Here is a 25,890-nt window from a genome sequence, read left to right on the forward strand (position 1 = left end):
ATCAGTCGCAGGTCTGCGAGGAGACCTCCTCGGTGGCGTCCAGCGCCTCGCTGGTGTTCTCCGAGATCTCGTCCGCCGTGAGCACGTACCCCGTCTCCGGCTCGTTCGTGGCGGCGGCGAACACCACCCCGTACACGGTGCCGTCCGGTGCCAGCAGCGGACCTCCGGAGTTGCCCGGGCGCACCACCGCGCGCACCTGGTAGATCTCCCGGCTCACCTGCTGCGAGTGGTAGAAGTCCGGCCCCTGCGCCGTCTGGCGGGCCCGCACGCGCGCTGGGACGGCCGTGAAGCCGCTGTTGCGCGGGAAGCCCGCCACCACCGCGTCGCTGCCCCTGGGAGCCTCGTAGGTGAACTCCAGCGGCTCCATGTCCAAGCCGGGCACGTGCAGCACGGCCAGGTCCTGCTGGGCGTCGAACAGCACCAGGGTGGCGTCCAACTGGTGCCCCTCCCGGGTGACCACCCGCAGGTCGTCGGTGACCCCGGCGACCACGTGCGCGTTGGTCACGATCCGGTCGTCGGCGTAGATGAAGCCGCTTCCCTCCACACGGCGCTGGCAGGCCGGAGCGGTGCCCAGCACCTTGACCACGCTGCGGCTCGACTCGATCAGCTCCGGCGTGGTGAGCACGTCCGGGTCCGGCGGCTCCACCTCGGCCAGCTCGCCGGTGCCCAGGCCGCTGAACACCTGTGGGAAGGCGCTCTGGTCCACGACCCGGCGGAACGTGGAGAACCCGTTGTGCGCGGCCTCGGGCATCAGCGTGTCCACCGAGTGCAGGATGCGCGAATCCCTCACCTGCCCGGCCACGAACGGCAGCGCCGAGTTCGCGACCGTGCTGCCGATGAACCAGGCCACCAGCAGCACCGAGAGCCCGCTGACCACGGCGCCGCCTATGGCGTCCAGGACACGGGCCGAGTCCCACGTGACCCTGTTGCGCACGAGGGTGCCCACGTAGGAGCACAGGAACTGGCCGAACGCGGCGGCCAGGAACACCACGGCGATGGCCAGGAGCGCCCGCCTGCCGGGGTCGACCACCCATTCCTGGATGAGTTCCGGGGCGATCAGCGCGGCGAGGACGCCTCCGCCGATGAAGCCCGCGAAGCTGAAGACACCGACGATGAAACCCTGCCGGTAACCGGTCACCGCGAACAGCAGCAACAGGACGACCAGGATCACGTCGAGCACATTGCCCTCCAAGAGTGAGCGTTACCCGACGGGCCGGAGGCCGTGCGGGGTGGCTTCGAACACGTCGGTGAGACCCTCGTCGCGCCACGGAAGTTCCCAGCCGCCCAGACCGAGCAGGCTGTCGATGACCGCGCCGGTGAAGCCCCACACGAGCATGCCCTCCACCCGGAAGCCGGGACCCCAGTGGGGTCCGCCGCCGTAGCGCACCATGATGCGGTTGGCCGGGTCGGCGAGGTCGGCGATCGGCACGCGGGAGACGGCGGCGACCTCGTCCAGGTCGGTGGGGCGCACCTCGCTCGGCTCTCGCCACCAGCCCAGGACGGGCGCCACCCGGAAGTCGCTGAAGCTCAGGTACAGCTCCGGCAGGCGGCCGACGACGTCGACCCCGGCGGGGACGAGCCCGGTCTCCTCCTCGGCCTCACGGAGCGCGGCGGCCTCGGGGGAGGCGTCGGACGGCTCGATCCGGCCGCCGGGGAACGCGGGCTGCCCGGAGTGCCTGCGCAGGCCGTCGCCGCGCTGGATGAGGAGCAGGTCCGGCCCCCGTGCCCCCTCGCCGAAGAGGACGAGGACGGCGGACTCGCGCCCGCCGTTCCTCGGCGGCCGCATGGGCGGCGGCACGGTCATCGTCGTGGCGGCGTCCGCGAGCGCGGCCAGCCACTGGGGAGGCGGGTTCATACGTGGGACCTGTTCCGGAGGTTGTCGCGCCGTCGGATGGGTGGTCGGGGCCGCGTGCGCGGAACGCCTCGCGCGGGCGCGGGGTCCGCGTCCGCGCGGGCACCGCCGTGTGAGGGAGCGCGCCCGGAGGAAGTCGTCATATCGTCGGACCTTCCCCGGCACCGGCGGAGGGGGACACCGCCGCCGCGCCGGGTACCGCGGGCCGCGGAGCCCGCGGCGGAGTCCATCGCACACTCACCTGATCAGAGTACAAAGTACGGCGGGTGCTTGCCGAGGGGCGGGGGTCGCGGACGCCGCGGGCACTCCGTGTGTACGCGCCGGGACCCGGCCGCCCCCGGGGCCGGCTCCCGTTCCCAGGGGACGGGACATCTCAGAGAGCCGCTGGATAGACATCTGGGCCCCGGCTCCCGTTCCCCGGGGAGCCGGGCCCCCTCCCGGGGGCACGGCTCCCCGGGAGGCGCGGTCCGCCGGGTCCTCAGGAGAAGGAGCGCATCCGCAGCAGCTTGGTGGCGGTCACGGTGTCCGTGGGGCCCTCGCCGAAGGAGGGGCACAGGCGGGCCAGGCCGCAGGCGCCGCACGCGGGCTTGCGGGAGTGGCAGACCCGGCGGCCGTGCCAGATCACGCGGTGGGAGAGCATCGTCCAGTCCCGGGGCGGGAAGAGTTCGCCGACGGCGTGCTCGACCCTCACCGGATCCTCCTCGTCCGTCCACCCGAACCGGCGGACGAGCCGCCCGAAATGGGTGTCGACGGTGATACCGGGCACATCGAAGGCGTTGCCGAGCAGTACGTTTGCAGTCTTTCGTCCTACACCGGGTAGTTTGACCAGGTCGGAGAGGTTTCCCGGAACCTCCCCACCGTGCCGGTCGCACAGCGCCTGACCGAGGCCGATGAGGCTGTTGGTCTTGGCCCGGAAGAAGCCGGTCGAGCGGATCATCTCCTCCATCTCCTCCCGCCGGGCCGAGGCGTAGGCCTCGGCGTCGGGGTAGCGGGCGAAGAGGGCGGGGGTGACCTGGTTGACCCTCTTGTCCGTGCACTGCGCGGACAGGATCGTCGCGACCAGCAGCTCCAGGGGGGTCGTGAAGTTCAGTTCGCAGTGGGCGTCCGGATACAGCTCGACGAGCTGCCGGTACATCTTGCGGGCACGGCGGACCAGCGCGAGTCGGCTCTCGCCTGTGGGAGTGGCCGCCTCCGCCGTCGCGTCTGGTGTGTCACGGGGCATCGTCACAGGGTAGGCGCCCCGGTGGTGGAGCGGGCGCGGTCACCGACCCGGTGCCCGGATGTTCCGGCTCCCCCTCGGTGTTCGTGCTGGTGACGGCACCGACGGCCGGAACCGTGTCACCAGTGTCCGATGGCGCGGCGCGGTCGGCCCTGGTACAGAACTGAAGACGACTAGGATCTCAGGGGCTGGCGTCGGCTGTTGTGGGCACGTTGTCTCTCGGCGGACAAGCCGAGGTAACACCCTGGTTTCACGCCGGGGTGCGATATACGTCACACTGTTGGCGGTCAGGTTTTAGGAGGACGTGTGGTGGACGAGATCAACGAGGTGCTGCGGAAGGCCCCTCTGTTCGAGGCTCTGGACGAGGAGGACACGGCCGCGCTCCGTACCTCGGTGAACGAGGTGCGTCTCGGTCGCGGCCAGACCCTGTTCAACGAGGGTGACGAGGGCGACCGCCTGTACGTCATCCTCAGCGGGAAGGTGAAGCTGACCCGCACGGCCGTGGACGGCCGCGAGAACCTGCTCGGGGTGCTCGGCCCCAGTGAGATGTTCGGGGAACTGTCCCTGTTCGACCCGCGCCCGCGCACCGCGAGCGCCGTGGCGGTCACCGACTCCGTGCTCGCCGGACTGGGCCACGACGACCTGCGCCCGTTCCTGTCCAGCCGTCCGCAGGTGTCGCTGCAACTGCTCAAGGCACTGGCCGCGCGTCTGCGCCGGACCAACGACGTGATGGCCGACCTGGTCTTCACCGACGTCCCGGGCCGTGTCGCCAAGGCCCTGCTGGAGCTGGCCGACAAGTTCGGCAAGGAGGGCGAGGACGGCCTGCACGTCCACCACGACCTCACCCAGGAGGAGCTCGCCCAGCTGGTCGGCGCCTCCCGGGAGACGGTCAACAAGGCCCTCGCCGAGTTCGCGCTGCGCGGCTGGCTGCGGATCGAGGCCAAGGCCGTCGTCCTGCTCGACGTCGAGCGGATGCGGCGCCGCGCCCGCTAGGGAGCGCGCACGCCAGGGCACCCACGCCAGGACGTCCCCGGCCTGAACGCTGTGTGGCCGCCCCTCCCCTCGGGGGTGGGCGGCCACAGCGCTGTCCGGGGTCCCGTGCCCCCGGGCGGGATCCGGGGCGGCCGGCTCCCACCGGCACGACAGGCGGCCGACGCGCCCGGGCCGGGGCGGTCCCGTGCGCACGGGCGCCCAAGGCCCCACGGACGCGACCGCGGGGCCCCACGGTCGCGCCGGCCGGCTTCGAGCCGTCAGACCTCGACGCCCTCGGGGAGCTCGCCGCGCGAGGACAGGTAGCGCAGTTGGGCGCGCACCGACGAGACCGCCGCGAACCGGATCTGCTCGGCGACGTCGGGGTAGACCCGGTCGGCGATCTCCTCGACCCCGGTCGCTCCCGCGCCCACCGCGTCCAGGACCTGGCGCAGGCGCGACTCGCGGTGGTCGACGTAGGAGTCCAGCACCGCCGCCGGGGACGTGAGGATCGGCCCGTGCCCGGGCAGCAGGGTGCGCACGTCGTGCTCGCGCACGATGTCGCGCAGCCGGTACAGCGAGTCCATGTAGGGGCCCAGCCCGTCGTCGCCGTCGATCACCGTCGTGCCGCGCCCCAGGACCGTGTCACCGGTCAGCAGGGTGTTGTCCGCCTCCACCATCAGGCACACGGAGTCCTCGGTGTGCCCCGGGGTGGCGATCACCCGCACCTCCAGGCCGTCGGCCTCCAGGACCTCGCCGTCGGACAGGCCGCGGCCACTGATCCGGACCGCCGGGTCGACCGCGTGCACCGGTGCGCCGGTCAGCTCCGAGAAGTACCGGGCGCCCTCGCCGTGGTCGGGGTGGCGGTGGGTCACCACGGTCATCAGGACCTGGGCCCCCTGCTCCTGCACGGTGCGCGCCACCCGTTCCAGGTGGCGCTCGTCGTGGGGGCCGGGATCGACGACCACGACCCCGCGCGCGCCCGGCTCCCGCAGGATCCAGGTGTTGGTGCCCTCCAGCGTCATCGGGCCGGGATTGGGGCACAGCACGCAACTGGCGCGCAGTGTCCCGGAACCGTCGATCCTCATCGCACCTCGCTTCGCTCGCCGGACCGGACGGCCGGGGTCGGGAACCCGCACGAACGGTCCGCGCCGTGGCACGGAGCGCCTCAGGGGGCCGCGCCGGGTTTCGGCAGAGGGTAGTCGACCCCGTTCGGCGCGACGACGCGGAGTCGGCCGTCGACCTCGCGGATGACCGGTTCAATGGGGACGATATCCCGTCGCGCCTCCCGGACGCCCCGCAGGGTCCGGCAGTCCGCGAGTTCGGCGCAGGACACCGCCGTGGGCGGCAGCATCGGCATCCGGCCCGCCTCCCACTCGGAGGCGACCGCGGCCGGGTCGGTCCAGCGGGTCAGGTCGGCCTCGCCGCCCACGTCGCGGGAGACCTGCCCCGGCGGGAGTTCGGCGGCGAAGAACCAGGTGTCGTAGCGGCGCGGCTCGGTCCTCGGGGTGATCCAGCGCGACCACGCCCGCAGCCACTCCGAGCGCAGGACGAGGCCGCGCCGGGACAGGACCTCGGTGAAGGCGCGGGAGCGGTCGATCAGGCCCAGCCTGTCCCGCTCCCACTCCTCGGTGTCCGTGTCGAGGGTGATGGCCTCCTCGTCCGTGCTTCCGGGCTCGCCGGCCAGGAGCACGCCGGTCTCCTCGAAGGTCTCCCGGACCGCCGCGCACACCAGGGCGCGCGCCATCGGCACGTCGGTGCCGAGCGTGCGCGCCCACTCCTCGGGGGAGGGCCCGGTCCAGGGCACGCCGCCGTCGGCGTCGCGTTCGTCCACCCCTCCTCCGGGGAAGACGAAGGCGCCCGGCGCGAAGCCCATGGAGCGCACCCTGCGCATGAGCAGGACCTCCATGGACGCGTCCGTTCCCGCTCCGCTCCGGTCCGCGCCGGCCGCCGCGCCCCGCGCACCCTCCGCGGGCCGCAGGAGCATGACCGTGGCGGCCGGGCGGGTCGGGACGGCGCCGTCGTCCGCGGCTCCGTCCCGCCCGCCGCGCCCCGGGCCGCCCCGTTCGCCGTCACTGGGCTCTGAGCCGTGGTGCATCGACGTACTCTCCTGGGTCTCGGAATCGGGAAGCCGCGCCGCGGCCCGGGGCGATTCACTCAGAAGGGGGCGAACCGCTCAGCGGACCTCGACGATCATCTCAACCTCGACCGGGGCGTCCAACGGCAGGGCGGCCACTCCCACGGCGGCGCGGGCGTGCACACCCGCGTCCCCGAAGACCTGGGCGAGCAGGTCGCTGGCGCCGTTGACCACGCCGGGGTGGCCCGTGAAGTCGGGGGCGCTGGCCACGAAGCCGCCGACCTTCACCACCCGGACCACGTTGGACAGCTCGCCGACCTCGGCGCGCACCGCCGCGATCGCGTTCAGCGCGCACAGCGCCGCCAGGTCCCGCGCGGCCTCCGGACCGACCTCGGCCCCCACCTTGCCGGTGGCGGGCAGCTCGCCGTCCACGAACGGAAGCTGGCCGGACACGTACACGTGGTCGCCGCTGCGCACCGTCGGCGTGTAGGAGGCCACCGGCGCCGCCACCTCGGGCAGGATCAGCCCCAGCTCGGCGAGGCGCTCCTCGGGAGTGGGCATCACAGCTCCCGCTTCATGTACGCCACGTACTGCTGGTTGCGGGGGTCGGTGCCCTCCGGCAGCGGGGCGGGCACGACCGAGACGAGCTCCCAGCCGTCGGCGCCCCAGTTGTCCAGGATCTGCTTCGTGGCGTGCGACAGCAGCGCCACGGTCTGGTACTCCCACTTGCTCATGCGTCCTACCCCTGTTCGGTCACCGGCGCCCCGCCCCCGACGGGCCGGGCGCCGCACGTCAACGCCGCCAACCCTACTCACCCGCGGTCCTCCCCCGCGCACCCCGACCGGTCCCCGGGCCCCCTCCCGGGCGCCCGCATAGACTGCCTGGAGTGAGCGAGGGCGAGCACGGACCGCAGCCTCCGGGTGGGGCGCGCGCGAAAGCACGACTGCACATCGTCACCGGAAAGGGCGGGACCGGAAAGACCACGGTGGCCGCGGCGCTGGCGCGGGCGCTGGCCTCCGACGGCGGGAGGGTGCTGCTGGTCGAGGTGGAGGGCCGCCAGGGCGTCGCCACCCTCCTCGGCAGCCCGCCGCTGCCCTACGAGGAGCGGGAGATGCTCTCCGTGCCCGGCGGCGGCACGGTGTGCGTGCTGGCGGCCGACGCCGAGGCCGCGCTGCTGGAGTACCTGGAGATGTTCTACGGGATGCGCCGGGCCGGCCAGGCGCTCAACAGACTGGGCGCCGTGGACTTCGCCACCACCATCGCGCCCGGGCTGCGCGACGTCCTGCTCACCGGCAAGGCCACCGAGGCGGTGCGGCGGCGCCGGGGCCGGCGCCGCAGGCCCTCCGACGCTCCGTCCGACGCCCCCTTCCACTACGACGCGGTGGTGATGGACGCGCCGCCCACCGGCCGGATCGCCCGGTTCCTCAACGTGAACTCCGAGGTGGCGGGACTGGCACGGGTGGGACCGATCCGCAACCACGCGGACCGGGTCATGGAGGTCATCCGCTCCGAGCAGACCCGCGTGCACTTCGTGTCCCTGCTGGAGGAGATGCCCGCCCAGGAGACACGGGACGGTATCGCCGAGATCCACGGACTGGGGCTCAGGTTGGGAATGGTGCTGGTGAACATGGTGCGGCCGCCGCTGCTGGACGAGGCCGACCTGGCCGCCGCCGCGGACGGGGGCCCCGACCTGGACGCGCTCGCCGCCGGGCTGAAGGAGGCGCGCTTCGAGGCCCCCGGGGAACTTGCGGCGGCGCTGGCCGGGGAGGTGCGGGCGCACGCACTGCGGGTCCGGCTGGAGCGCCGGGTGCGCTCCGACCTGGAGGAGCTGGGCCGTCCGCTGTTGGAGCTGCCCCTGCTGGAGGGCGGTGTGGACCGCGCCGCCCTGGAGGTCCTGGCACGGCGGCTGGCCGAGCAGGGAGTGCGCCTGTGACCCCCGCGGCACACGAGCGGCTGGACGTGGACGCGCTCGTGGACGACCCCGGGACGCGGATCATCGTGTGCTGCGGCGCGGGCGGGGTCGGCAAGACCACCACCGCCGCCGCGCTGGGGCTGCGCGCCGCCGAGCGCGGGCGCCAGGCCGTGGTGATCACCGTGGACCCGGCGCGGAGGCTGGCCCAGTCGCTGGGGCTGGAGTCGCTGGACAACACCCCGCGTCCGGTGCCGCTGCCCGAGGGGGCCGCGGGCAGCATGCACGCGATGATGCTCGACATGAAGCGGACCTTCGACGAGGTCGTGGAGCAGCACGCGGCCCCCGAGCGGGCCCGGCAGATCCTGGCCAACCCCTTCTACCAGACCCTCTCCACGAGCTTCTCGGGCACGCAGGAGTACATGGCCATGGAGAAGCTGGGCCAGCTGCGCCAGTCGGGGGACTGGGACCTGATCGTGGTGGACACCCCGCCCAGCCGGTCCGCCCTGGACTTCCTGGACGCTCCCAAGAGGCTGGGCCGGTTCCTGGACGGGCGCCTGATCCGCTTCCTGAGCGCACCGGCCAGCACGGGGGCGTTCCGCCTGCTCGGCGCCGGGTTCAACCTGGTGACCTCGACGATCGGCAGGATCGTGGGCGCCCAGCTCCTCGACGACCTGCGCTCCTTCGTGTCGGCGTTCGACACGGTGTTCGGCGGGTTCCAGGAACGCGCCGAGCGCACCTACCGGCTGCTGCGGACACCGGGGACGGCGTTCGTGGTGGTGGCCGTCCCGGACACGGACGCGATGCGCGAGGCGTCCTACTTCGTGGAGCGGCTGGCCACCGACGCCATGCCGCTGGCCGGACTGGTGGTCAACCGGACCCACCCGCTGCCCGGGGGCCCGGCGGCCGACGTGGGCTCGCGGGAGGCGGTGGCGGCCGCGGAGCCGCTGGAGCGCTCGGGCTCGCACCCGCTGGCGTCGGCCGCGCTGCGGCTGCACGCGGAGAGGGTCCGCACACGTGAGCGCGAGAACCGGTTGCGGGACGCGCTGCTGTCCTCGCACGGCGGCGTGCGCATGGTCGAGGTGGCCGCCCTGCCCGAGGACGTGCACGACCTGGCGGGGCTGCGCGGGATCGGTGAGGCGCTGGCCTCCGCGCCCCCGGACCGCTAGACCGTGTCCGCGAAGGCGCGTCGGCCCGCCCCGTGGGCCGTGGTCCCGCACTCGGAGCGCACCGCGGCGCTCCGGCCCCGCCCCGCTGTGAGTACAGGACCATCCGGGGATGGGGCCCCGGTCACGCCGGCGACGTATCCGGCCGGCCCGCCGGCTCCGGGTCACCGGGGCCGGCCGCCGCGGATCGGATCCTTCGCGGGTCGGGCTCCTTCACGGATCGGGTCCTTCGCGGGTCAGGCCGCGGACGTGCGGTCGGCGTACGCGGCCGCGTAGCTCGCGAGGTCGCCCCCGCCCTCGCGGTCGGCCTCCTGTAGAAGCGGCTCCCAACTGGCGACGCCGGGGTGCTTGCGCAGCAGCGCGCGCCGCTCGCGCTCGGTCATGCCGCCCCAGACGCCGAACTCGACCCGGTTGTCGAGGGCGTCGGCCAGGCACTCGGTACGTACCGGACACCTCTGGCAGATGAGTTTGGCGCGGTGCTGCGCCGCGCCCTGCACGAACAGCGCGTCAGGGTCTCCGCGCCGGCACAGCGCCCTGGTCGTCCACTGGTCGGTCCACATGCCCTACTCCCTGTGTGCGCACCCGCCCGTGTGCGCCGGCGGGGTTCCCGGGACACGGGGCTCCCGCTGTCCCGAGGGGCCGGGGAGGACGGGTAGGCTCCCGCTGCCGCGTGGGGTGCGTCGAGGTCCACCCCCGTTGCCTAGAAAGTTACGGATCTGTGCGCCGCGCCGACAGAACCCACTCGACCCACTTTTCGTCCAACCGAATATGGCCCGCTCGGGCCATTGCGTGGGGCCGTACGGCCCTCCGCGCCGGACGCACGGACCCCCGCAGCACCGAACCGTGTAGCGATTGGTCTGCGATAAGCATGAAAAGATGGCATGGGGGCACAGCCCGCGGGACAACGCGGGTCTTTCTGCGCGTTCGCGCACTGTCCGTTCCACATCGCACCACTTCGCGCGTTCGTGGTCACTTAGTCTGATGGGGTGGGTCAGGGGACATTGCTTCAAAGAATCAGCCAACTGGTCGTCATCGGCGCCATCGCGGGTCTCCTCGTCGCCGCGCTCGCCCTTCCCGCGGTCGGGGGCCTGGGGATCACGGCCCGTAACGTCGCCAGCAACTTCCTGAACATGCCCGGCAACCTGGAGACTCCTCCTCCACCGCAAAGATCGACGATCTATGACAGCGAGGGCGGTGTCATCGCCGAGATCTTCGACCAGAACCGGGAACTGGTCGATATCGAGGACGTCTCGCCGGTCATGATCGACGCGATCCTCGCCATCGAGGACGCCCACTTCTACGAGCACGGCGGCATCGACGTGGCGGGCACGTTCCGCGCCGCCATCCGCACCATGAACGGCAACACCCAGGGCGCCTCCTCCATCACGCAGCAGTACGTCAAGAACGTGCAGATCGAGGCCGCCACCTCCCAGGAGGAGCTGGACGAGGCCCGTGAGGAGACCATCGCCCGCAAGATCCGGGAGCTGCGCTACGCCGTGGCCCTGGAACAGCGGATGAGCAAGGACAAGATCCTCGAGGGCTACCTCAACATCGCCTACTTCAGCGACGGGGCCTACGGCGTCGAGTCCGCCGCGCAGCACTTCTTCCAGGTGCCCGCCAGCGACCTGGAGCTGCACCAGGCCGCCACCATCGCGGGGCTGGTCCGCTACCCCTACCTGTACAACCCACGGTTCAACCCCGAGCAGACCATCGACCGGCGCAACGTGGTGCTCGACCGCATGGTGGCCACCGGCGCCATCACCGAGGCCGAGGCCGCGGAGGCCAAGAAGGAGCCGATGGAGCTGGACCTGTCCACGCCGCCCAACGGCTGCGTGCCCAGCGACCAGCCGTTCTTCTGCGACTACGTGGTCCAGGAGATCGAGAAGGACGAGCGCTTCGGTCCCAGCGAGACCGAGCGGGCGCGCTGGCTGCGTACCGCGGGCCTGCAGATCCACACCACGCTCGACCCGCAGACCCAGGAGTCCGCGCAGGCGGCCGTGGACAAGTGGGTGCCCCGCAAGAACGAGTCCCGCAAGGTGGGCGCCGAGCTCGTCATCCAACCGGGCACCGGCCACATCCTCGGCATGGCCCAGAGCCGCAACTACGGGCCCGACGAGAGCAAGCTCGGCGAGACCTCCATCAACTTCACCACCGACGCCGACCGCGGCGGCAGCAACGGCTTCCAGGCCGGGTCGACGTTCAAGGCCTTCACCCTGGCCGCCGCCCTGAACGAGGGGCTGCCGTACAGCACCTCGTTCAACTCCCCGTCCAGCGTGTCCATCTCCGGGCAGCGCAGCTGCAACGGCGGCACCCTGAGCACCTGGTCTCCCAGCAACGCCGGTGACACGAACTCCAGCACCACGCACAACATGGTGTCCGGGACCAAGGCGTCGTCCAACACCTACTTCGCACAGCTCCAGGAGCGGGTGGGCATCTGCGACGTGATGAAGATGGCCGAGAAACTGGGGCTCAAGCGCGCGGACGGCACGCTGTTCACCGAGAACCCGAACACGCTGGCCAACAGCAGCTTCACCCTGGGCAGCGAGGAGGTCTCCCCGCTGCGGGTGGCCAACGCGTACGCGACCTTCGCCTCGGGCGGGATCTACTGCGAGCCGCAGGCCATCACCAAGATCAAGGACCAGCAGTCGGGCACCACGATCGACATCGAGCCGGAGTGCTCGCGGGTGCTCGACGAGGAGGTCGCCAAGGGGGTCAGCTACCTGCTGACCCAGCCCTTCAACGGCGGCACCGCGGCCAACATCCACATCGGGCGTCCGGCGGCGGGCAAGACCGGCACCACCGACGGTTCGGCGGCGGCCTGGTTCGCCGGGTTCACCCCGCAGATGGCGGCCGCGGTCTTCGTCGGCGACCCGCGCGGCCCCCAGCAGTACCCGCTGCGCGGCGTCACCATCGGGGACGACTACTACGGCGTGGTCTACGGGGCGACGATCCCCGGCCCGATCTGGGGAGAGACCATGAAGGGCGCCCACGAGGGGCTGGAGGTCAAGCAGCTCCCGTCGCCGCCGGCGCAGTTCGGCTCGACGTCGGCCCCCCGGCCCCCGAAGCCGGAGAGCGACGCCGACCCGGCCAGTGACGAGGGCGGTGTGCCGAACGTGGTCGGCCTGTCGGAGGGGGCCGCCGTGAGCGCCCTGGAGGCCGCCGGCTACACGGTGAACGTGTCCGGGACCCGGATCCGCTCCGCCGAGCCGGAGGGAACGGTGGCCGCGGTCAACCCGGACCCGGGCACCCGGCTGCCGGACGGGGCCACGGTGAACGTGTTCCTGAGCCGCGGCGGCGGAACGGCCGACGGCCGGGGGAACGACGAGGACTGGTTCCCGGCCCAGCCCGCCTCCACTCCCACGGTCAGGGAAGAGGAGTAGGCGAGGCGGCCAGCGAGAGGGGGCGGCGGTGCGGACACCGCCGCCCCCTCGCATGCCGGGCGGAGCGCGTCGGGCGCGGGGCCCGTGCCGCGGGGGCCGTGCCGGCCGTCCGGATCAGGACGGCGGGTCCACGGGGCAGCGGGGACTACGGGCGGAGCGCCGGGGAGAGGTGGAGCTCAGGGGAACCGTGTCAGCCGGCGAGCTGGCGCTTGACCTCGGCGGCCACGCGGTCTCCCGCGGCCCGGTCGGCGACCCGGGGCTTGACGACCTTCATGACCTGGCCCATCGCCCTGGGGCCCTCGGCGCCGGTCTCCGTGACGGCCTCGGCCACCAGGGCGGAGAGCTCCTCGTCCGTGAGCTGCTTGGGCAGGTAGTCGGAGATGACCTCGCTCTCGGCCCGCTCGGCCTCGGCCTGCTCGGGCCGGCCGCCCTTCTCGAACGCCTCGGCCGCCTCGCGGCGCTTCTTGGCCTCGCGGGTCAGCAGCCGGGTGACCCCCTCGTCGTCGAGGGAGCGCTGGGCGGCACCGGCCGCCTCCTCGGTGGAGATGGCGGCCAGGACCATACGCAGGGTCCCGGTACGCACCTTGTCACGCGCCTTGATGGCGGTGGTCAGGTCGTTCTTGAGGCGCTCTTTGAGTTCGGACATGGACTGATCCTACGGCGGCGGGCGACCGGCCCACCAACGGTTTGCGCGCGGGTGCACCACGGCATCTGCGACGATCTCCACAACAACGAAGGAGGAAGATGGGCGCCGACAACAGAGGACTCCTGCGCCGGGTGGGGCGCGCGGCCGCGGTCACGGGCGCCGTCGGCGCGGCGGGACTGGCCTACGCCTCGGTCATCGAGCGCAACTGGTTCCGGCTGCGCCGCTACGAGCTGCCCCTCCTGCCGCCCGGAAGCCCGCGGCTGCGGATCCTGCACCTGTCCGACGCGCACCTGACGCCGGGCCGGAGGATGCTCATCGACTGGATCCGGGGGCTGGACGCCTACGAGCCGGACCTGGTGGTCAACACGGGCGACTCGCTGGCGCACCCGGACGCGGTGGGTCCCTTCACCGAGGCTCTGGGGCCGCTGCTGGAGCGGCCGGGCGCCTTCGTGTACGGATCCAACGACCTGTTCTCACCGCAGCTCAAGAACCCGGCCCGCTACCTGTGGCGGACGAGCAAGGACGACTACGGCAAGCGCCGGGTGCCGGACCTGCCCTGGCGCGAACTGGGCGCGGCCATGTCCGCTTCCGGGTGGCTGGACCTGAACAACCGCAGGGGGGAGCTGAGGGCCGGCGGCCTGGACGTCGCCCTGGCCGGTGTGCACGACTCGCACATCAAGCTGGACCGGTACGAGGAGGTCGCCGGACCGGCGGACCCGTCGGCGGCCCTGCGCCTGGGCGTGCTGCACTCCCCGGAGCCGTCCAACCTGGACCGGTTCACGGCCGACGGCTACCAGTTGCTCCTGGCCGGGCACACGCACGGGGGCCAGCTCTGCCTGCCGTTCTACGGGACGCTGGTCACCAACTGCGGGATCGACCGCAGGCGCGCCTGGGGACTGCACGGGTACGGGGACGCGTGGCTGCACGTGTCCGGCGGCCTGGGCACCTCGCCGTACGCGCCGGTGCGGTTCTGCTGCCGCCCGGAGGCCTCGCTGCTGGACATCGTGGCGGCCTCCTGAGGACTGGTCCGCGCGGCCGAGAAAGCGTGCGCGAGCACTCCTGACGTCCGCTAGACTTGGGGACGTTGCTTCGGGGTGTAGCGCAGCTTGGTAGCGCGCTTCGTTCGGGACGAAGAGGTCGTGGGTTCAAATCCCGCCACCCCGACCAGAGCAAGAGGCCGGTCCTTCGGGACCGGCCTCTTGTCGTTGTGGGGCAGGCGGGGCGACTCGGCCATGGTCCAGGCCCACGAGCGAGCAGCTCCGTGCCGAGGAGTCCGTCGGGGAAGTCGTGGAACCGGACACCACGGGCGCCCACAGCGCCGGTGCTGCCGACGCGCGGATCCCGCGACCGGCCGGAGGGCTCTTGGCGGTCACCGCCCTGACTGGGGCACACCACTCTGGCGGAGACGACCGTGTACGGGATCATCGCGCACCGCGCCCGGGAGGAGCCGACCGGCGCGCGCACGGAGTCCTGGGGCGCCGTCCCCGAGGCGGGACCGACGGCCCCGTCGAACGCCGGTTCCCCGGCCCGGTGCGTGACCGGGCCGGGGAACCGTGGGCTTCCAGCGGATGTCCTCCGTGGTGCTCCTAGCGGATGTTGACGTCCACGCAGGAGTAGAAGGCGTTGCTGGTGTCGGCGACGTTCCACCGGGCCAGGATCGTGTGTCGGCCGTTGTAGCCGGACAGGTCCACGGTGTGCCGGACGGTCGACGGCGGGCGGGCGCCGTGGTCGTTGAAGTTGGCGACGCGCTGGCCGCCGATGAAGTACTCCCAGTTGGCGGTGGAGTGCATGGCGGTGAGGGTCCACGTGAAGGTCAGGGAGTTGCCCACGTCGGTGACGTGCCAGCCGTGGTTGTCGTCGTCGAGCTCGGCGAACCGGGAGTTGCCGCCGGAGCAGCTCATCAGGCCCTTGGGGCCCTCGACACTCTGCGGTTCCCACTTGATGCCGCCGCACTGGACCATGATCGCGGCGCACTGCGCCTGGCGGCTCATGGGTGCGGAGACGTAGCCGTGTGCGCTGGCGACGCCCGCGGGCATCAGGGTGAAGGTCAGCGCGGTGGCGGCGGCGACGGCCGCGAGGGAGCGGATTCTGCTGCGGATCTTCATGAGCGGGGGCCCTTCTTTCGGGTCACGATCCCGGGTCGGGGGTCGTAGCGGGGTGACCCGGACCGTTGCCGGTCCAGGCGGGCGGAGGCCGTCCATCGGGGTCCGGATATCCCCCGTGCGGACGGCGGACGGCACTGTCCCGGAAATTCCGGGCGTCCCCGGCATTTCCTTCCACCTGTTGCGAAGACCGTAAAGAGACCGTCACTACACGTCAAGACTCCTGTTACGGAGGGGAACCGGGTGCCACCCGTACCGGGTGAGGTGCCCACTCGCTCACCCTCCGGCACTGGTACTGCCGACAGGCCCGGCTCCTTCGGGCCACCAACTGGAAAGACACCTTACAGTTATGGGCCGTGGTCTATCCGGGGACCGTGTAGACCAATGCCGCCGACGGGGGCCGGGCGGACCGTACCTGCCCCCGGAGATATATTTTTCTTACCCCGGCCTCCGCAGGGCCCCGCGACGGAAAGCAGTGGCCTCCGACGGCCCCCGACCCTAGGCTCGCGGGCATGTCCCCTGGCTTCCTCCCGGGACTGGATCTGTCCCGGGCCCTCTACACGGACGCGGTCGCTCCGCTGCTCGCCGCCGGACGCCGTCCGGTTCCGCACGCCGCCGCGCTGCTCGGTCCGGGCTCCGAGGTCCTCGGGTTCGACACCGATCGCTCCACGGACCACGGATGGGGACCGCGCCTACAGCTCTTCGTGGCCGACTCCGGCGAGCGCGGGCGGGTGCTGGACATGCTCGCCGACGGCCTGCCCGACCGGGTGCGCGGCTGGCCGACCCGGTTCGCCCCCGGAGACGGCCCTCCCGGTACCTGGCTGCCCGACGCCGACGCGCCCGACGGCCGCCACCGGGTGGAGGTCCTCGACCTCGGCGACTGGTTCCGCGGGCAGGTGGGCTTCGACCCGCGCGGCGGCGTGACCACCGCCGACTGGCTCGCCACACCCGCCCAGCGGCTCGCCGAGACGGTCGGCGGCGCCGTCTTCCACGACGACACCGGCGAACTCACCGGGGTCCGGAAGCGCCTGGCCTGGTACCCGGGCGACGTGTGGCGGTACGTGCTGGCCTGCCAGTGGCAGCGCGTGTCCCAGGAGGAGGCCTTCCCCGGCCGCTGCGCGGAGGTCGGCGACCCCCTGGGCGCCCGGGTGGTGGCCGCCCGGCTGGTGCGCGACCTCATGCGCCTGGCCCTGCTGCTGTCCCGCCGCTACCCGCCCTACTCCAAGTGGCTGGGCAGCGCCTTCTCCCGCCTTCCCGAGGCGGAGGCGCTCACCCCGCCGCTGTCCCGCGGCCTGGACGCGGACGCCGGCGCCCTCGCCGAGGCGTGCTCCCTGCTCGCCGCGTGGCAGAACCGGACCGGTCTCGCCGAGTCCCTGGACACCGGCCTCCGGCCGTTCCACGACCGCCCCTGGCCGGTGCTGGACTCGGCCCGGTTCACCCGCGCCCTGCTGGAGCGGATCGGGGACCCCGCACTCGTGGGACGTCCCCCGGTCGGCGCGGTCGACCAGTTCGTCGACAGCACCGACGCCCTGACCCGGCCGGAGGTCTTCCGTTCCCTGGAGCCGTGAGGCACCCTCTCGGGACGTGCGTCGGACCGGCGGCGGGGCCCGGGAGAGGCAGGAGTCCCCGACGCGCCCGGGGAGCGTCCCCGGCCTCGGCCCCGGCAGATGTGCCCGGCGTCGATCACCGGCAGGAGCGTCCGGCCCCGGCTCCGGGTCGGATGTGCGCGGCTCCCGTTTCCCGACAGTGTGCTCGGCACCGATTCCCGACAGCGTGCCCTCTCCGCCCCGGTATACGGGGTGTCGTACGATCCCAGGCATGGGCCGATCGTCCGATGAACCACCCCTGCGCCGGATCAGCGGGGAGGCCTGCGCCCTCGGCGGCGCCGGGTACGCCGTCCTGCTCCAGATCGCCCATCCCAGCGTCGCCCAGGGGGTGCACGACCACAGCGACTTCTCCACCCGGCCGTTCAACCGCCTGCTCGGCACCCTCTACTTCGTGTACGGGACGATCTACGGCACCGAGGAGGAACGGGAGCGCCTGCACGCCATCGTCCGCGCGATGCACCGCAAGGTGAACGGCCCGGGATACCGCGCGCTCGACGACGACCTGCTGCTGTGGGTGGCCGCCACCCTGTACGACTCCACCTCCCGCCTGTACGCGATGGTGTTCGGGGAGCCCGGTGAGGAGGAGCGCGCCCGGCACCTGCGCGAGGCGTCGGTGCTCGGCACCGCCCTGGGCCTGCCCGAGGAGAAGTGGCCCACGAGCCTGGCGGAGTTCGACGCCTACTGGGACAGGTCCGTGGCCGGACTGCACGTGGGAGAGGAGGCGCGCAGGATCACCGAGCAGCTGTTCCACCCGGAGTCCCTGCCCCTGCGGCCGCTCATGAGGGTGCAGTCGCTCCTGACCGGCGGGCTGCTCCCGCCCCGCCTGCGCGAGCAGTTCGCCATCCCCTGGTCGGACGCCCGCCAGCGCCGCTTCGACCGGGTCGTGCGGGTGACCCGGGCGGTGTACCCGCGCATCCCCCGGCCCGTGCGCTTCCTGCCCACCACCCTGTGCCTGTGGACCATGCGTCGCGGGCTGCTGGGACCGCGCTGGCTGGGTCCGCCGCGGCGCCGGTCGGGGCCGCGCGGGGCGAAGGGGACTCTCGGCCAGGCCGGCTGAGGCCGTCAGCCGAGGGAGGCGGGCGGGTCCTCCAGGGCCTTCCTGGCCTCCTCCGCCTCGGCCAGTCCCAGCTCGGTGAAGACCTCCTCCGCCTCCTTCAGGAGCTCCCGTGCCCGGTCCGCCGCCATGGTCGGTGCGGGCAGCCGGCCGAGGGCGAGCGCGGCACGGGCGACCATGTAGCGCTCACTGCGCTCGGTCGCCATGGCGTGGGCCTTCTCCAGCTCTGCCGCGGCCTCCTCATAACGACCCGCGGCGGCGTAGGTGATCCCCAGGTCGCTGCGGATCTCGGCGTCGCCGCTGCGGTGTCCCGACCTCTCCGCCACTGTCAGTGCTTCGGTGTGGGACTCGACGGCCTCCTCCCAGGCCTCCGCGGCCCGATAGGCGATGCCCAGGGTGTTGTGCACGTAGACCTGGTTGCCCACCAGACGAAGGCGCAGGGACAGTTCCAACGCCTCGTTCAGGTCCTGGAAGGCGAGGTCCAGCTCACCCAGTCCAGCACGGGCCTCGCCCATGACGCGTTTGGCCTGAGCCCTCGCCTCGTCCTGGTCCTCTCCCGTGGTCTTCGCCATGGCCTGCTCCGCGCAGTGCAGTGCCTCGGTGTGTTCCCCGAGTGCCTGTTTCACCACGGCGAGGCCGCCCCACTGAAACGCCTCCAGGCGGGTGTCCCCCAGTTGGACCGCGTAGTCGAGCACGCCCTGGATGGCCTCAGCAGCGTCCGCGAGACGGCCGACACGTTCATAGACCATGCCCAGATTGGCCAGTACACGGACCAGTCCTCTGCTGTCACCCGTCGAGTTCAGCAGGTCACGAGCCTCCGTAAGGAAGTCGAGGGATTCGTCGAAGCGTCCCGAGAGGCAGTGGGCGATGCCCAGCCCGATGAGGGTCACCGCACGCCCGCGCCGGTTGCCCTGCTTGTCGCTGATCTGCAACGCCCGCTGATGTGAGCTGATCAGCAGACCCATCTGGCCGTGGAGGGCGTAGAAGCGCCACACCGCGTCGGCCATGCGCCAGGCGTATTCACCGTTGTCGTGCGAGGCGAAGTACTCGATCGTCTCCGCCAGGTTCTCCTGGTGCAGGCTGAACCAGTTCTCCGCGTCCTCCCGTCCGGACAGCTCCGTACGGTAGCCGGGACGTACCTCGACGTCCTCGTGTCCCCGTGGACCCAGGAGGTCGGCGGCGTGCTGGGCGGTCGCCATGTACTGCTCCGCCAGGCGCAGTCTGGCCGCGTCCGCCTCCTCCGCGGACAGGACCATGTCCGCACGGTCCCGGGAGAAGGCGCCGATGAGGTCGTGCAGGCGGTACACGTCCCCCTGCGGCTCCTCCAGCAGGCATACCCCGACCAGCTCCTGCAGGATGTCGTCGGCGTCCTCCACCGACATGTCCAGGAGGGCGGCCGCTCCGCCGAGGTCGATGGTGCTGCCGATCATCAGGCCCAGGAGGAGGAAGGCCCGGCTCTGGTCCCGGTTGAGGCTCTGGAAGGACAGGTCGATGGCGGACTCGACGCTCTGCCCCTCGACCTGGAGTTCGCGGAACTTGCGGTTCTGCTCGCCGAGCCGCCGGGCGACGTGCGCGAACGACCACCTGGGACGGCTGAGCATGCGTCCCGCGACCACGCGCAGGGCCAGGGGGAGACCGCCGCAGATCCGGATGATCTCCCGCGCCTGCTCGGGTTCGCGCTGTACACGCTCGTCCCCCAGGACCCGCCCGAACAGTTCCAGGGAGGACCGCTCGTCGAACACGCCGAGGGAGAGGAAGCGGGCACCGCTGAGTCCGGAGAGTTCGTTGCGCGTGGTGATCAGGGTCATCGACCCCGGGGAGGACAGCAGGAGCGGGCTGACCTGGGCGTAGCTGGCCGCGTTGTCCAGGACGAGCAGCACCCGGCGCCCCATGAGGGTCGCCCGCCACAGTGCCGACCGCTCGTCGAGGGACTCGGGCACGGCCTCGGGTTCGACGCCGACCGCGCGCAAGAGGGCTCCGAGCGCCGACGCGGCGTCGAGCGGCTCCCTGTCCGTGGTGTAGCCGTACAGGTCGATGAACAACTGCCCGTCGGGGTAGCGCTTGGCCGCCTCGTAGCCGAACCGGACCGCGGTGGTCGTCTTGCCCTCACCGCCGCTGCCCGTGATGACGCAGACCTGGGCGCGGTCCTCCCCGGCACGGGCCGCCTCGTCCAACCGCCGCAGGGAGTCCTGGCGCCCGGTGAAGTCGGGCAGGTCCCTGGGCAGGTCGTTGCGCACCACGAAGTGCGTGCCCGGCTCCTCCGTGGACGAGCCCTCCCCCTTCTCTGGAGGGTCCTCCTGGAGGATCCGGGTGTGCAGGGCGACCAGCTCCGGTCCCGGATCGACGCCCAGCTCCTCCGCGAACCTGGTCCGCAGCTCCTCGTAGACGGAGAGCGCCTTGGCACGCTCGTTGTCACGCCACAGGGCCGTGATGAGCAGGTGGTGCAGGCGTTCCCGGAACAACTCCTCGCTGACCATGGGGGTCAGCCGGGAGACCACGTCGGAGTACCTTCCCAGCTCCAGGGCGCAGGTGGCCCAGGCGATGACCGAGGACCAGTACTCCTCCTTCAGGGGGGCGACGACGGAGTAGTCCAGGTACTCCGACCCGACACCGGAGAAGGGCACTCCGCGCCAGCACTCCAGAGCCCGTTCCAGGAGTTCGACCGCCGCCTTGGACTCGGCCGCTGCGGCTGCGTCCTTGAGCCTGCGGAAGCGGTGCAGGTCGACGGATTCGGGATCGACGTCGAGGATGTAGCCGCCGGAGGTCGTGGCGATGGTGTCCGGAAGGGTGCGGCGCAGGTGGGAGATCTGGACCTGGATGACGGACCGCGCGGTGCGGGGCGGGTCGTCGTTCCACAGGTAACCGATGAGTTGCTCGATGGTGACCTCGCGGCCCAGGTGCACCAGCAGAGCCCCCAGCACGCAGCACTGGCGCGGACCGCCGACCGGAACGGGTCGACCGTCGGACCAGACGGTGATGGGGCCAAGCACGCCGAATTCCACAAACAGCAACCCTAGCAAGGGCCATTGGCAAGAAAAGGGAATACGGACATGCCAACGGCTCCGAGTACCCCCCTCCACTCAGGTACTCGGAGTGACCGTTGGACTACCCCGAAAAGAAGTTACTTCTCCTCGGCGGGCTTCTCCTCAGCGGGAGCGCTCTCCGCGGGCTGCTCCTCGGCGGGAGCGCTCTTCGTCGGGTCGGGCTCCTGGAAGGGGCTGATCTTCGCATCAGGGGCCACGTCCGCGACGATCGCCTCGAACTCCTCGTCCCAGGTCAGCATCTTCGGCACTCGCACTCCTCGTCTCACAGCACTCGCGTAGAGCCGTAACGTCGCCCTACGCCTCCTACGAAGCATCATCGAATCCGCCCTCCGGCGGACTGGCCACCCGTGGCGGGTTCCGCCTCGAAGCACACCACGGGTGGCATGTGTCCAACGAACGTCGCACTGGCCGGGTCCGCAAGCCGTCCTCTCGCGGACCCGATCGCGTCGAACGTGTTCCACACTAGAGAGATACTCTTCCACTCCGCTTTCAGTCTTCTTTCAGCGCCGGAACCGGCGTAACCGCAGCGGTTGTGGGGTCGCGCCATCATTGATCCCCGGGGGCCGCGATGGCCAGTGGCTGGCCGGTTGCGGACAGTCAGGGCCGGTCCGCACCTGCCGTGACGCCGCCCGGGCAGGCGGCAGGGGCCCTCCTCCACGAGGACCTGACCGGGGAGGAACACCGCGGCCACGGCGAAAGCGCGCGCACTTCGCGCGCACTTCTCCCTGCTTGCGCGAAACGGACGGAAAAACCGCGTCCATTCCCCTGCCCTCCCGTGGCGGAATTCCAGGAACCGCGTTCCACAAGTGGCATTATCGGCTTCTTCGGGAAGCTCTTCCGAACAGGGTGCCGTGGAAGTGCGCGTGCGGGCCGCGCGGCGTCCAGATCGCCGCAGACGCCGCCGGAGGGCGGGACCCGGCACCGGGCCCGGCGAGGGACGTCGGCTCGCGCAGGGGGCGGGTGTGCGGCCAGTGGGCCACCGGCGGGGGCCGACAGGGGTCGGCGGCGCCGTGTGGGGTCGAGCACGTACACCGACCGGCACGAGGGCTGTGGAAGATCCGGGTACGGGCCGTAGGTTCTAGGGAGTGGCCGGGTGGACGGACGCCGGCGGTTCTGGAGGGCGCGAAGTTGGAGGACGTGATGCTGGACGGCGACGGAAACGGCTGGGTGAGCCTGCCGGACGGATCCCGCAGGTGGGGAATCTACGGCGCGGCCGGTCTGCTGCTGTACGCCACCGACATGGCCGGGAACGGCCACGTACTGCTCCAGCACCGGGCCGGGTGGACCCACATGGGCGGTACCTGGGGCATCCCCGGGGGCGCCCGGAACCGGGACGAGACGCCCCTGGAGGCCGCCGTGCGCGAGTTCCGGGAGGAGGTCGACGGTGAACTGGCCGAGTACACCCTGCTGGGCGTGCACGAGCAGGACCTGAACGTGTGGCGCTACGACACGTTCCTGGCGCGGCTGCCGGAGCTGACGCCGTTCCGGCCCGGCAACTCCGAGAGCCGGGAGGTGCGCTGGGTGCCGGTGCGCTCGGCCGAGTCGCTTCCCCTGCTGCCCGCGTTCCGCACCGCCTGGCCGTACCTGTGCGCGGACCTGGCCGCCGCGACCGCGGGGAGGACGGGCGACCCGGGCGCCTCCGCCGCCGACTGACCCCGGGCTTCTCCGGTCCCGTGCGGAGCGGTCCCGCGTACGGGCCGGGCCCGGTCCCCGACCGGGCGGGACCGGCCGGCGGTGAAGCGGCCCGCGTACGCTTCGGGCCCTCCACGACGGACGCGTACGGGTCGGGCATGGAGTATCGGACACGTGAAAGCCGGATATACACACGACCCGAAACCAGAACCAGGGTCCTGAGGGGAACCAGGCGGCCCGTCCCGGACGTTGTCGGGATACTGCACGCAGGTAGGGGGAATGTCAGGGACGAGCCCTGATGTGCTCGAGGCCCCGGCCTTGCATGCTGGAGAGGACCGCCCGGCGAAGAGCGGTCGTCACGCTATTCGACTGGAGCAGTGGACATGACGCTGGAGCGCGGTAACGCCTTCACTCCCGTCGCCTCGGCGACGATGATCTGGCCCTGGACCACCTCCGTGCTGGGCGGCGCGGCCGGCGGGGCCCTCTTCTTCCTCCTCAACCTGGGCTCCGGCCTCGGTGCCATCGCCTCCGGGCTGACCGCCGCAGTGATCTTCTTCTCCCTGATCGGCGGCGTGGGCGGCGTGATGGGCAGGAAGTCCGACCGCCGGGGCAGGCGCTACGCGGCCTCCTACCCGTTCCGGTACGCGGCCGTGCCCGCCGGAATCGGCGGTGCGGGCTACGCCCTCGTCAGCATCTTCACGGGTTCGATCATCGGCGGTGTCTTCGGCGGACTGTTCGTCGCGGCGGCGATCTGGATCACCGTGGGACTCATCGCGATGGTGGTTGGGGACAAGAACGCCTAGGCTCGGTGTTTTCCGCCCAAGGCGGGAGCCAGACACTCACCTACGGGAGCAACCGGGCGCCGATGACTGAATCTGCTCGTCAGAAGATGGTCGAGCGGGTCCGCGGGCTCCTCCGCATGGCGGAGGACCCCGCGGTTACTGATGCCGAGAGCCAGGCGTTCACCGCCAAGGCCGCCGAGCTGATGACCCGCCACGCGATCGCCGAGGCCGAAGCCCGCGCTGAGAGGGGCGAGGAGCCGGACACGATCAGCCGCATGGACTACACCGTGCCGGGGCTGGGGGGCCACGGTAAGGCGCGGGTGCGGGCGCTGGCCGACATCGCCGCCGCCTACGGCTGTCAGTCCGCGGTACGGGGCAACACCTCGGAGAACACCGAACGCGTCATCATCCTGGTGGGCACGGTGAACGCGCTGGAGGCACTGCGGATTCTGCTGCCCTCGATCTCCATGCAGATGGAGGCCTCGGCGAAGTTCATGAGCTCCTCACACGTGACCGACATCCGGGAACTGCGCAACTACACGCGCTCGGAGCTGGAGACCGAGCGCAAGCGCTACTACCGGTCGTTCGTGCGTGCCTACGGGCAGGCGGTGGCCGAGCGCATCCGCGAGTTCCGGACTCGGTTGCAGGAGATGGCCACGGCCGACGAGGCCGGAGGGCCGGTGGAGGGCGTGGACTCCGTGCGCGGCGCGGAGCTGGTGCTGAAGGACGACGTGCACCGGGTGACCGAGGAGTTCCAGAAGCAGTTCCCGCAACTGCGCAAGCACCGCCCCGAGCGCACGCACAGTCCCGCGGGATATCGGGCGGGCTACCGGCGGGGACGTCAGGCCGAACTCGGTCTGGAGACCCCCGTGACCCGTGGTGGGTCCTCCACGCTGACCGAGAACGAGTAGTCCTTTTCGACTGCGGCGAAAAGTTTTCCACAGGCTGTGCACAGAACCGCTCCCGTGGCTGTTTTCGCATGTCAGAGCCGAAATGCGAGGGTTCAACGGGGGCGGTTCGGGTGTTTCGCGAGGGTGTTACCCCGGGTTATCCACAGGAAGATCGACTTCCTGTGGATAACTCTGTGGATAACGTGGCGGTCCGGCAGAGAAAGGGACCAAAACCCCAGTTCAGGACACCCGCAAAGGCTGAACCAGATAACGGAAGGACGGCTCCTCGCCCTCCTTGGCCGGCGCGTCGGTGAACACCGCGGGTTTGGTCGGCTCGGTGAAGTTGAGGTGCGCGGTGTCGCCCTCCATCCCCGACAGCCCGTCCATGAGGTAGTCGGGGCGAAAGGCCAGCCGTATCGGGTCGCCCTCGTAGCCGACCCCGATCGCCTCCATCGCCTGGGCGTCCTCGCCCGAGCCCGCCTCCAGCACGACCTCGCTTCCGGAGAAGGCCAGGCGCAGCGGGGTGTTGCGGTCGGCGACCAGCGCCACGCGCTTGACCGCCTCCATCAGCGGCGCCACGGCCACCTCGGCGCGGGCGGAGAACTCCTTGGGGAACCAGGCGGCGTACTTGACGAACTCGCTGTCGATCAGCCGGGTGGTGGTGCGGCGCTCGCCGTTCTCGAAGCCGATCATGCCCTCGCCCGGGGACAGGCTGACGCCCTCGCCCACACTGCTCGTGGACAGGGCGATGTCCACGTTGGACCGGGTGAGGAGGCCGCGCACGGTGTCGCTGAGCGTGCGCGCGGGCACCAGGGCGGAGACGTCGATGCCCTGGTCCTCGGGGCTCCACCACAGCTCGCGCACGGCGATGCGGTAGCGGTCGGTGGCGACCACCCTCAGGGTGTCGCCGGTGAAGTCGAGGTAGGCGCCGGTGAGCATGGGCAGGGTGTCGTCGCGGCTGGCGGCCGGGGCCACCTGGCGCACGGCGGCGGCGAAGGCGTCGGCGGAGACCGAGCCGATGCGACCTGGCATGCCGGGCAGGGTGGGGTAGTCCTCCAGCGGCATGGTGATGAGGGTGAAGCGCGCCGCACCCCCGGAGATCAGCAGTCTGGAGCCGTCGGTGTCGATGTGCACCGACCCGGACGGCAGGTTGCGCACGATCTCGGCCAGGAGGCGACCGGGTACGAGGGCGGAGCCGGGGTCCTCGGAGAGGACCTCCACCGAGGCGCGGGTGGAGATCTCGTAGTCGAACCCGGACAGGTGCAGGGTGGAACCGTCGGAGGAGAGCTCCAGGCGGATCCCCGCGAGTACCGGGACGGCGGGCCGGGTGGGCAGGGCCCGGGCCGTCCAGGCGACCGCCTCGGCGAACGCGTCGCGGTCCACTCGAAGTTTCACGGTGAGGCCTCCTCGTAGCTGTTGTTGCCGACAACGTACCCAGCCGTACCGACAATCGCCCCTGGCAGGACCGACGGAAACGCGGTCCGGCCGGAGGCGGTGACATGGGGCCCGTGAGGTGCTGCTTCCGGTCGGGGCGCAGCGTCCAGACGAGGCTCGTGCCGCC

23 protein-coding genes and 1 tRNA gene are annotated in these 25,890 nt (G+C 71.6%); 11 read left to right on the top strand and 13 right to left on the bottom strand.

The window, feature by feature from the left end; genetic code table 11:
- Window position 1: 1 nt before the first annotated feature.
- The 3 genes from NOSIN_RS21465 to nth form a co-directional block, all read right to left on the bottom strand.
- Window positions 2-1,180 carry a MarP family serine protease gene (locus NOSIN_RS21465; protein ID WP_077692474.1) on the bottom strand — a complete coding sequence of 393 codons (1,179 nt, stop codon included), beginning with the start codon at window positions 1,178-1,180 and terminating at the stop codon, window positions 2-4.
- A 21-nt stretch (window positions 1,181-1,201) separates the two neighbouring features.
- The gene (locus NOSIN_RS21470; RefSeq protein WP_077692475.1) at window positions 1,202-1,855 is read right to left on the bottom strand and encodes an NUDIX hydrolase; all 654 of its coding nucleotides are present in this window, start codon (window positions 1,853-1,855) and stop codon (window positions 1,202-1,204) included.
- A gap of 475 nt (window positions 1,856-2,330) precedes the next feature.
- Window positions 2,331-3,074, bottom strand: coding sequence for an endonuclease III (gene nth / locus NOSIN_RS21475; protein WP_171986619.1), 744 nt, complete (start codon window positions 3,072-3,074; stop codon window positions 2,331-2,333).
- Window positions 3,075-3,377: 303 nt separating this feature from the next.
- Between nth and NOSIN_RS21480 the strand changes: the two genes are divergently transcribed.
- Window positions 3,378-4,064: a Crp/Fnr family transcriptional regulator gene (locus NOSIN_RS21480; RefSeq protein WP_077692477.1), complete on the top strand. Its 687-nt coding sequence runs from the start codon at window positions 3,378-3,380 to the stop codon at window positions 4,062-4,064.
- A gap of 257 nt (window positions 4,065-4,321) precedes the next feature.
- Here NOSIN_RS21480 and NOSIN_RS21485 read toward each other — a convergent pair whose 3' ends face one another.
- The 4 genes from NOSIN_RS21485 to NOSIN_RS21500 all read right to left on the bottom strand — a co-directional run bounded on the left by NOSIN_RS21485 (window position 4,322) and on the right by NOSIN_RS21500 (window position 6,851).
- On the bottom strand, window positions 4,322-5,128 hold the full coding sequence (locus NOSIN_RS21485; protein WP_077692478.1) for an MBL fold metallo-hydrolase: 807 nt from the start codon (window positions 5,126-5,128) through the stop codon (window positions 4,322-4,324).
- A gap of 80 nt (window positions 5,129-5,208) precedes the next feature.
- Window positions 5,209-6,138 (bottom strand): NUDIX hydrolase, encoded by a 930-nt coding sequence (locus NOSIN_RS21490; protein WP_375539672.1) that lies wholly within the window; start codon window positions 6,136-6,138, stop codon window positions 5,209-5,211.
- A 78-nt stretch (window positions 6,139-6,216) separates the two neighbouring features.
- A complete protein-coding gene (locus NOSIN_RS21495) occupies window positions 6,217-6,678 on the bottom strand; it encodes a RidA family protein (protein ID WP_077692479.1) in 462 nt (153 codons plus the stop codon).
- Entirely contained in the window at window positions 6,678-6,851 is a 174-nt protein-coding gene (locus tag NOSIN_RS21500; protein ID WP_013156298.1) for a DUF4177 domain-containing protein, read from the bottom strand. The genes NOSIN_RS21495 and NOSIN_RS21500 overlap by 1 nt, the downstream gene beginning before the upstream one ends.
- A gap of 152 nt (window positions 6,852-7,003) precedes the next feature.
- Between NOSIN_RS21500 and NOSIN_RS21505 the strand changes: the two genes are divergently transcribed.
- On the top strand, window positions 7,004-8,050 hold the full coding sequence (locus tag NOSIN_RS21505; protein ID WP_077692480.1) for an ArsA-related P-loop ATPase: 1,047 nt from the start codon (window positions 7,004-7,006) through the stop codon (window positions 8,048-8,050).
- On the top strand, window positions 8,047-9,195 hold the full coding sequence (locus NOSIN_RS21510) for an ArsA family ATPase (RefSeq protein ID WP_077692481.1): 1,149 nt from the start codon (window positions 8,047-8,049) through the stop codon (window positions 9,193-9,195). Before NOSIN_RS21505 ends, NOSIN_RS21510 begins: the two co-directional genes overlap by 4 nt.
- Before the next feature lie 233 nt (window positions 9,196-9,428).
- Here NOSIN_RS21510 and NOSIN_RS21515 read toward each other — a convergent pair whose 3' ends face one another.
- Window positions 9,429-9,752: a WhiB family transcriptional regulator gene (locus tag NOSIN_RS21515; protein WP_077692482.1), complete on the bottom strand. Its 324-nt coding sequence runs from the start codon at window positions 9,750-9,752 to the stop codon at window positions 9,429-9,431.
- Window positions 9,753-10,193: 441 nt separating this feature from the next.
- Between NOSIN_RS21515 and NOSIN_RS21520 the strand changes: the two genes are divergently transcribed.
- Window positions 10,194-12,572: a penicillin-binding protein gene (locus NOSIN_RS21520; RefSeq protein WP_077692483.1), complete on the top strand. Its 2,379-nt coding sequence runs from the start codon at window positions 10,194-10,196 to the stop codon at window positions 12,570-12,572.
- 190 nt (window positions 12,573-12,762) lie between these two features.
- On the opposite strand, the gene NOSIN_RS21525 is transcribed toward NOSIN_RS21520, so the two are convergent.
- Complete coding sequence (locus NOSIN_RS21525; RefSeq protein ID WP_077692484.1) at window positions 12,763-13,218, bottom strand: GatB/YqeY domain-containing protein; 456 nt, start codon at window positions 13,216-13,218, stop codon at window positions 12,763-12,765.
- Window positions 13,219-13,316: 98 nt separating this feature from the next.
- Between NOSIN_RS21525 and NOSIN_RS21530 the strand changes: the two genes are divergently transcribed.
- Window positions 13,317-14,237 carry a metallophosphoesterase gene (locus tag NOSIN_RS21530; RefSeq protein ID WP_077692485.1) on the top strand — a complete coding sequence of 307 codons (921 nt, stop codon included), beginning with the start codon at window positions 13,317-13,319 and terminating at the stop codon, window positions 14,235-14,237.
- Between the two features lie 71 nt (window positions 14,238-14,308).
- Window positions 14,309-14,385 (top strand) — tRNA-Pro (locus NOSIN_RS21535).
- A gap of 419 nt (window positions 14,386-14,804) precedes the next feature.
- Here NOSIN_RS21535 and NOSIN_RS21540 read toward each other — a convergent pair.
- Window positions 14,805-15,323, bottom strand: coding sequence for a lytic polysaccharide monooxygenase auxiliary activity family 9 protein (locus NOSIN_RS21540; RefSeq protein ID WP_077692486.1), 519 nt, complete (start codon window positions 15,321-15,323; stop codon window positions 14,805-14,807).
- A gap of 509 nt (window positions 15,324-15,832) precedes the next feature.
- Here NOSIN_RS21540 and NOSIN_RS21545 point away from each other — a divergent pair.
- Both NOSIN_RS21545 and NOSIN_RS21550 read left to right on the top strand, forming a co-directional pair.
- Window positions 15,833-16,888: a DUF4037 domain-containing protein gene (locus NOSIN_RS21545; RefSeq protein ID WP_077692487.1), complete on the top strand. Its 1,056-nt coding sequence runs from the start codon at window positions 15,833-15,835 to the stop codon at window positions 16,886-16,888.
- 250 nt (window positions 16,889-17,138) lie between these two features.
- Entirely contained in the window at window positions 17,139-17,984 is an 846-nt protein-coding gene (locus NOSIN_RS21550) for an oxygenase MpaB family protein (protein WP_077692488.1), read from the top strand.
- Between the two features lie 5 nt (window positions 17,985-17,989).
- On the opposite strand, the gene NOSIN_RS21555 is transcribed toward NOSIN_RS21550, so the two are convergent.
- Both NOSIN_RS21555 and NOSIN_RS27340 read right to left on the bottom strand, forming a co-directional pair.
- Window positions 17,990-20,971 (bottom strand): AfsR/SARP family transcriptional regulator, encoded by a 2,982-nt coding sequence (locus NOSIN_RS21555; RefSeq protein WP_077692489.1) that lies wholly within the window; start codon window positions 20,969-20,971, stop codon window positions 17,990-17,992.
- 131 nt (window positions 20,972-21,102) lie between these two features.
- Window positions 21,103-21,273, bottom strand: a complete 171-nt coding sequence (locus NOSIN_RS27340) for a hypothetical protein (protein WP_170293744.1) — start codon at window positions 21,271-21,273, stop codon at window positions 21,103-21,105.
- A gap of 892 nt (window positions 21,274-22,165) precedes the next feature.
- On the opposite strand from NOSIN_RS27340, the gene NOSIN_RS21560 reads away from it, so the two are divergent.
- The 3 genes from NOSIN_RS21560 to NOSIN_RS21570 all read left to right on the top strand — a co-directional run bounded on the left by NOSIN_RS21560 (window position 22,166) and on the right by NOSIN_RS21570 (window position 24,350).
- Window positions 22,166-22,678: an NUDIX hydrolase gene (locus tag NOSIN_RS21560; RefSeq protein ID WP_077693701.1), complete on the top strand. Its 513-nt coding sequence runs from the start codon at window positions 22,166-22,168 to the stop codon at window positions 22,676-22,678.
- Window positions 22,679-23,040: 362 nt separating this feature from the next.
- Window positions 23,041-23,460, top strand: coding sequence for a hypothetical protein (locus tag NOSIN_RS21565; protein ID WP_077692490.1), 420 nt, complete (start codon window positions 23,041-23,043; stop codon window positions 23,458-23,460).
- An 86-nt stretch (window positions 23,461-23,546) separates the two neighbouring features.
- Entirely contained in the window at window positions 23,547-24,350 is an 804-nt protein-coding gene (locus NOSIN_RS21570) for a DUF2786 domain-containing protein (protein ID WP_077692491.1), read from the top strand.
- Window positions 24,351-24,569: 219 nt separating this feature from the next.
- Here NOSIN_RS21570 and dnaN read toward each other — a convergent pair whose 3' ends face one another.
- The gene (dnaN, locus tag NOSIN_RS21575) at window positions 24,570-25,712 is read right to left on the bottom strand and encodes a DNA polymerase III subunit beta (protein WP_077692492.1); all 1,143 of its coding nucleotides are present in this window, start codon (window positions 25,710-25,712) and stop codon (window positions 24,570-24,572) included.
- Window positions 25,713-25,890 lie beyond the last annotated feature (178 nt).

The organism is Nocardiopsis sinuspersici, assembly GCF_001998325.1.
Classification (GTDB): Bacteria; Actinomycetota; Actinomycetes; order Streptosporangiales; family Streptosporangiaceae; genus Nocardiopsis; species Nocardiopsis sinuspersici.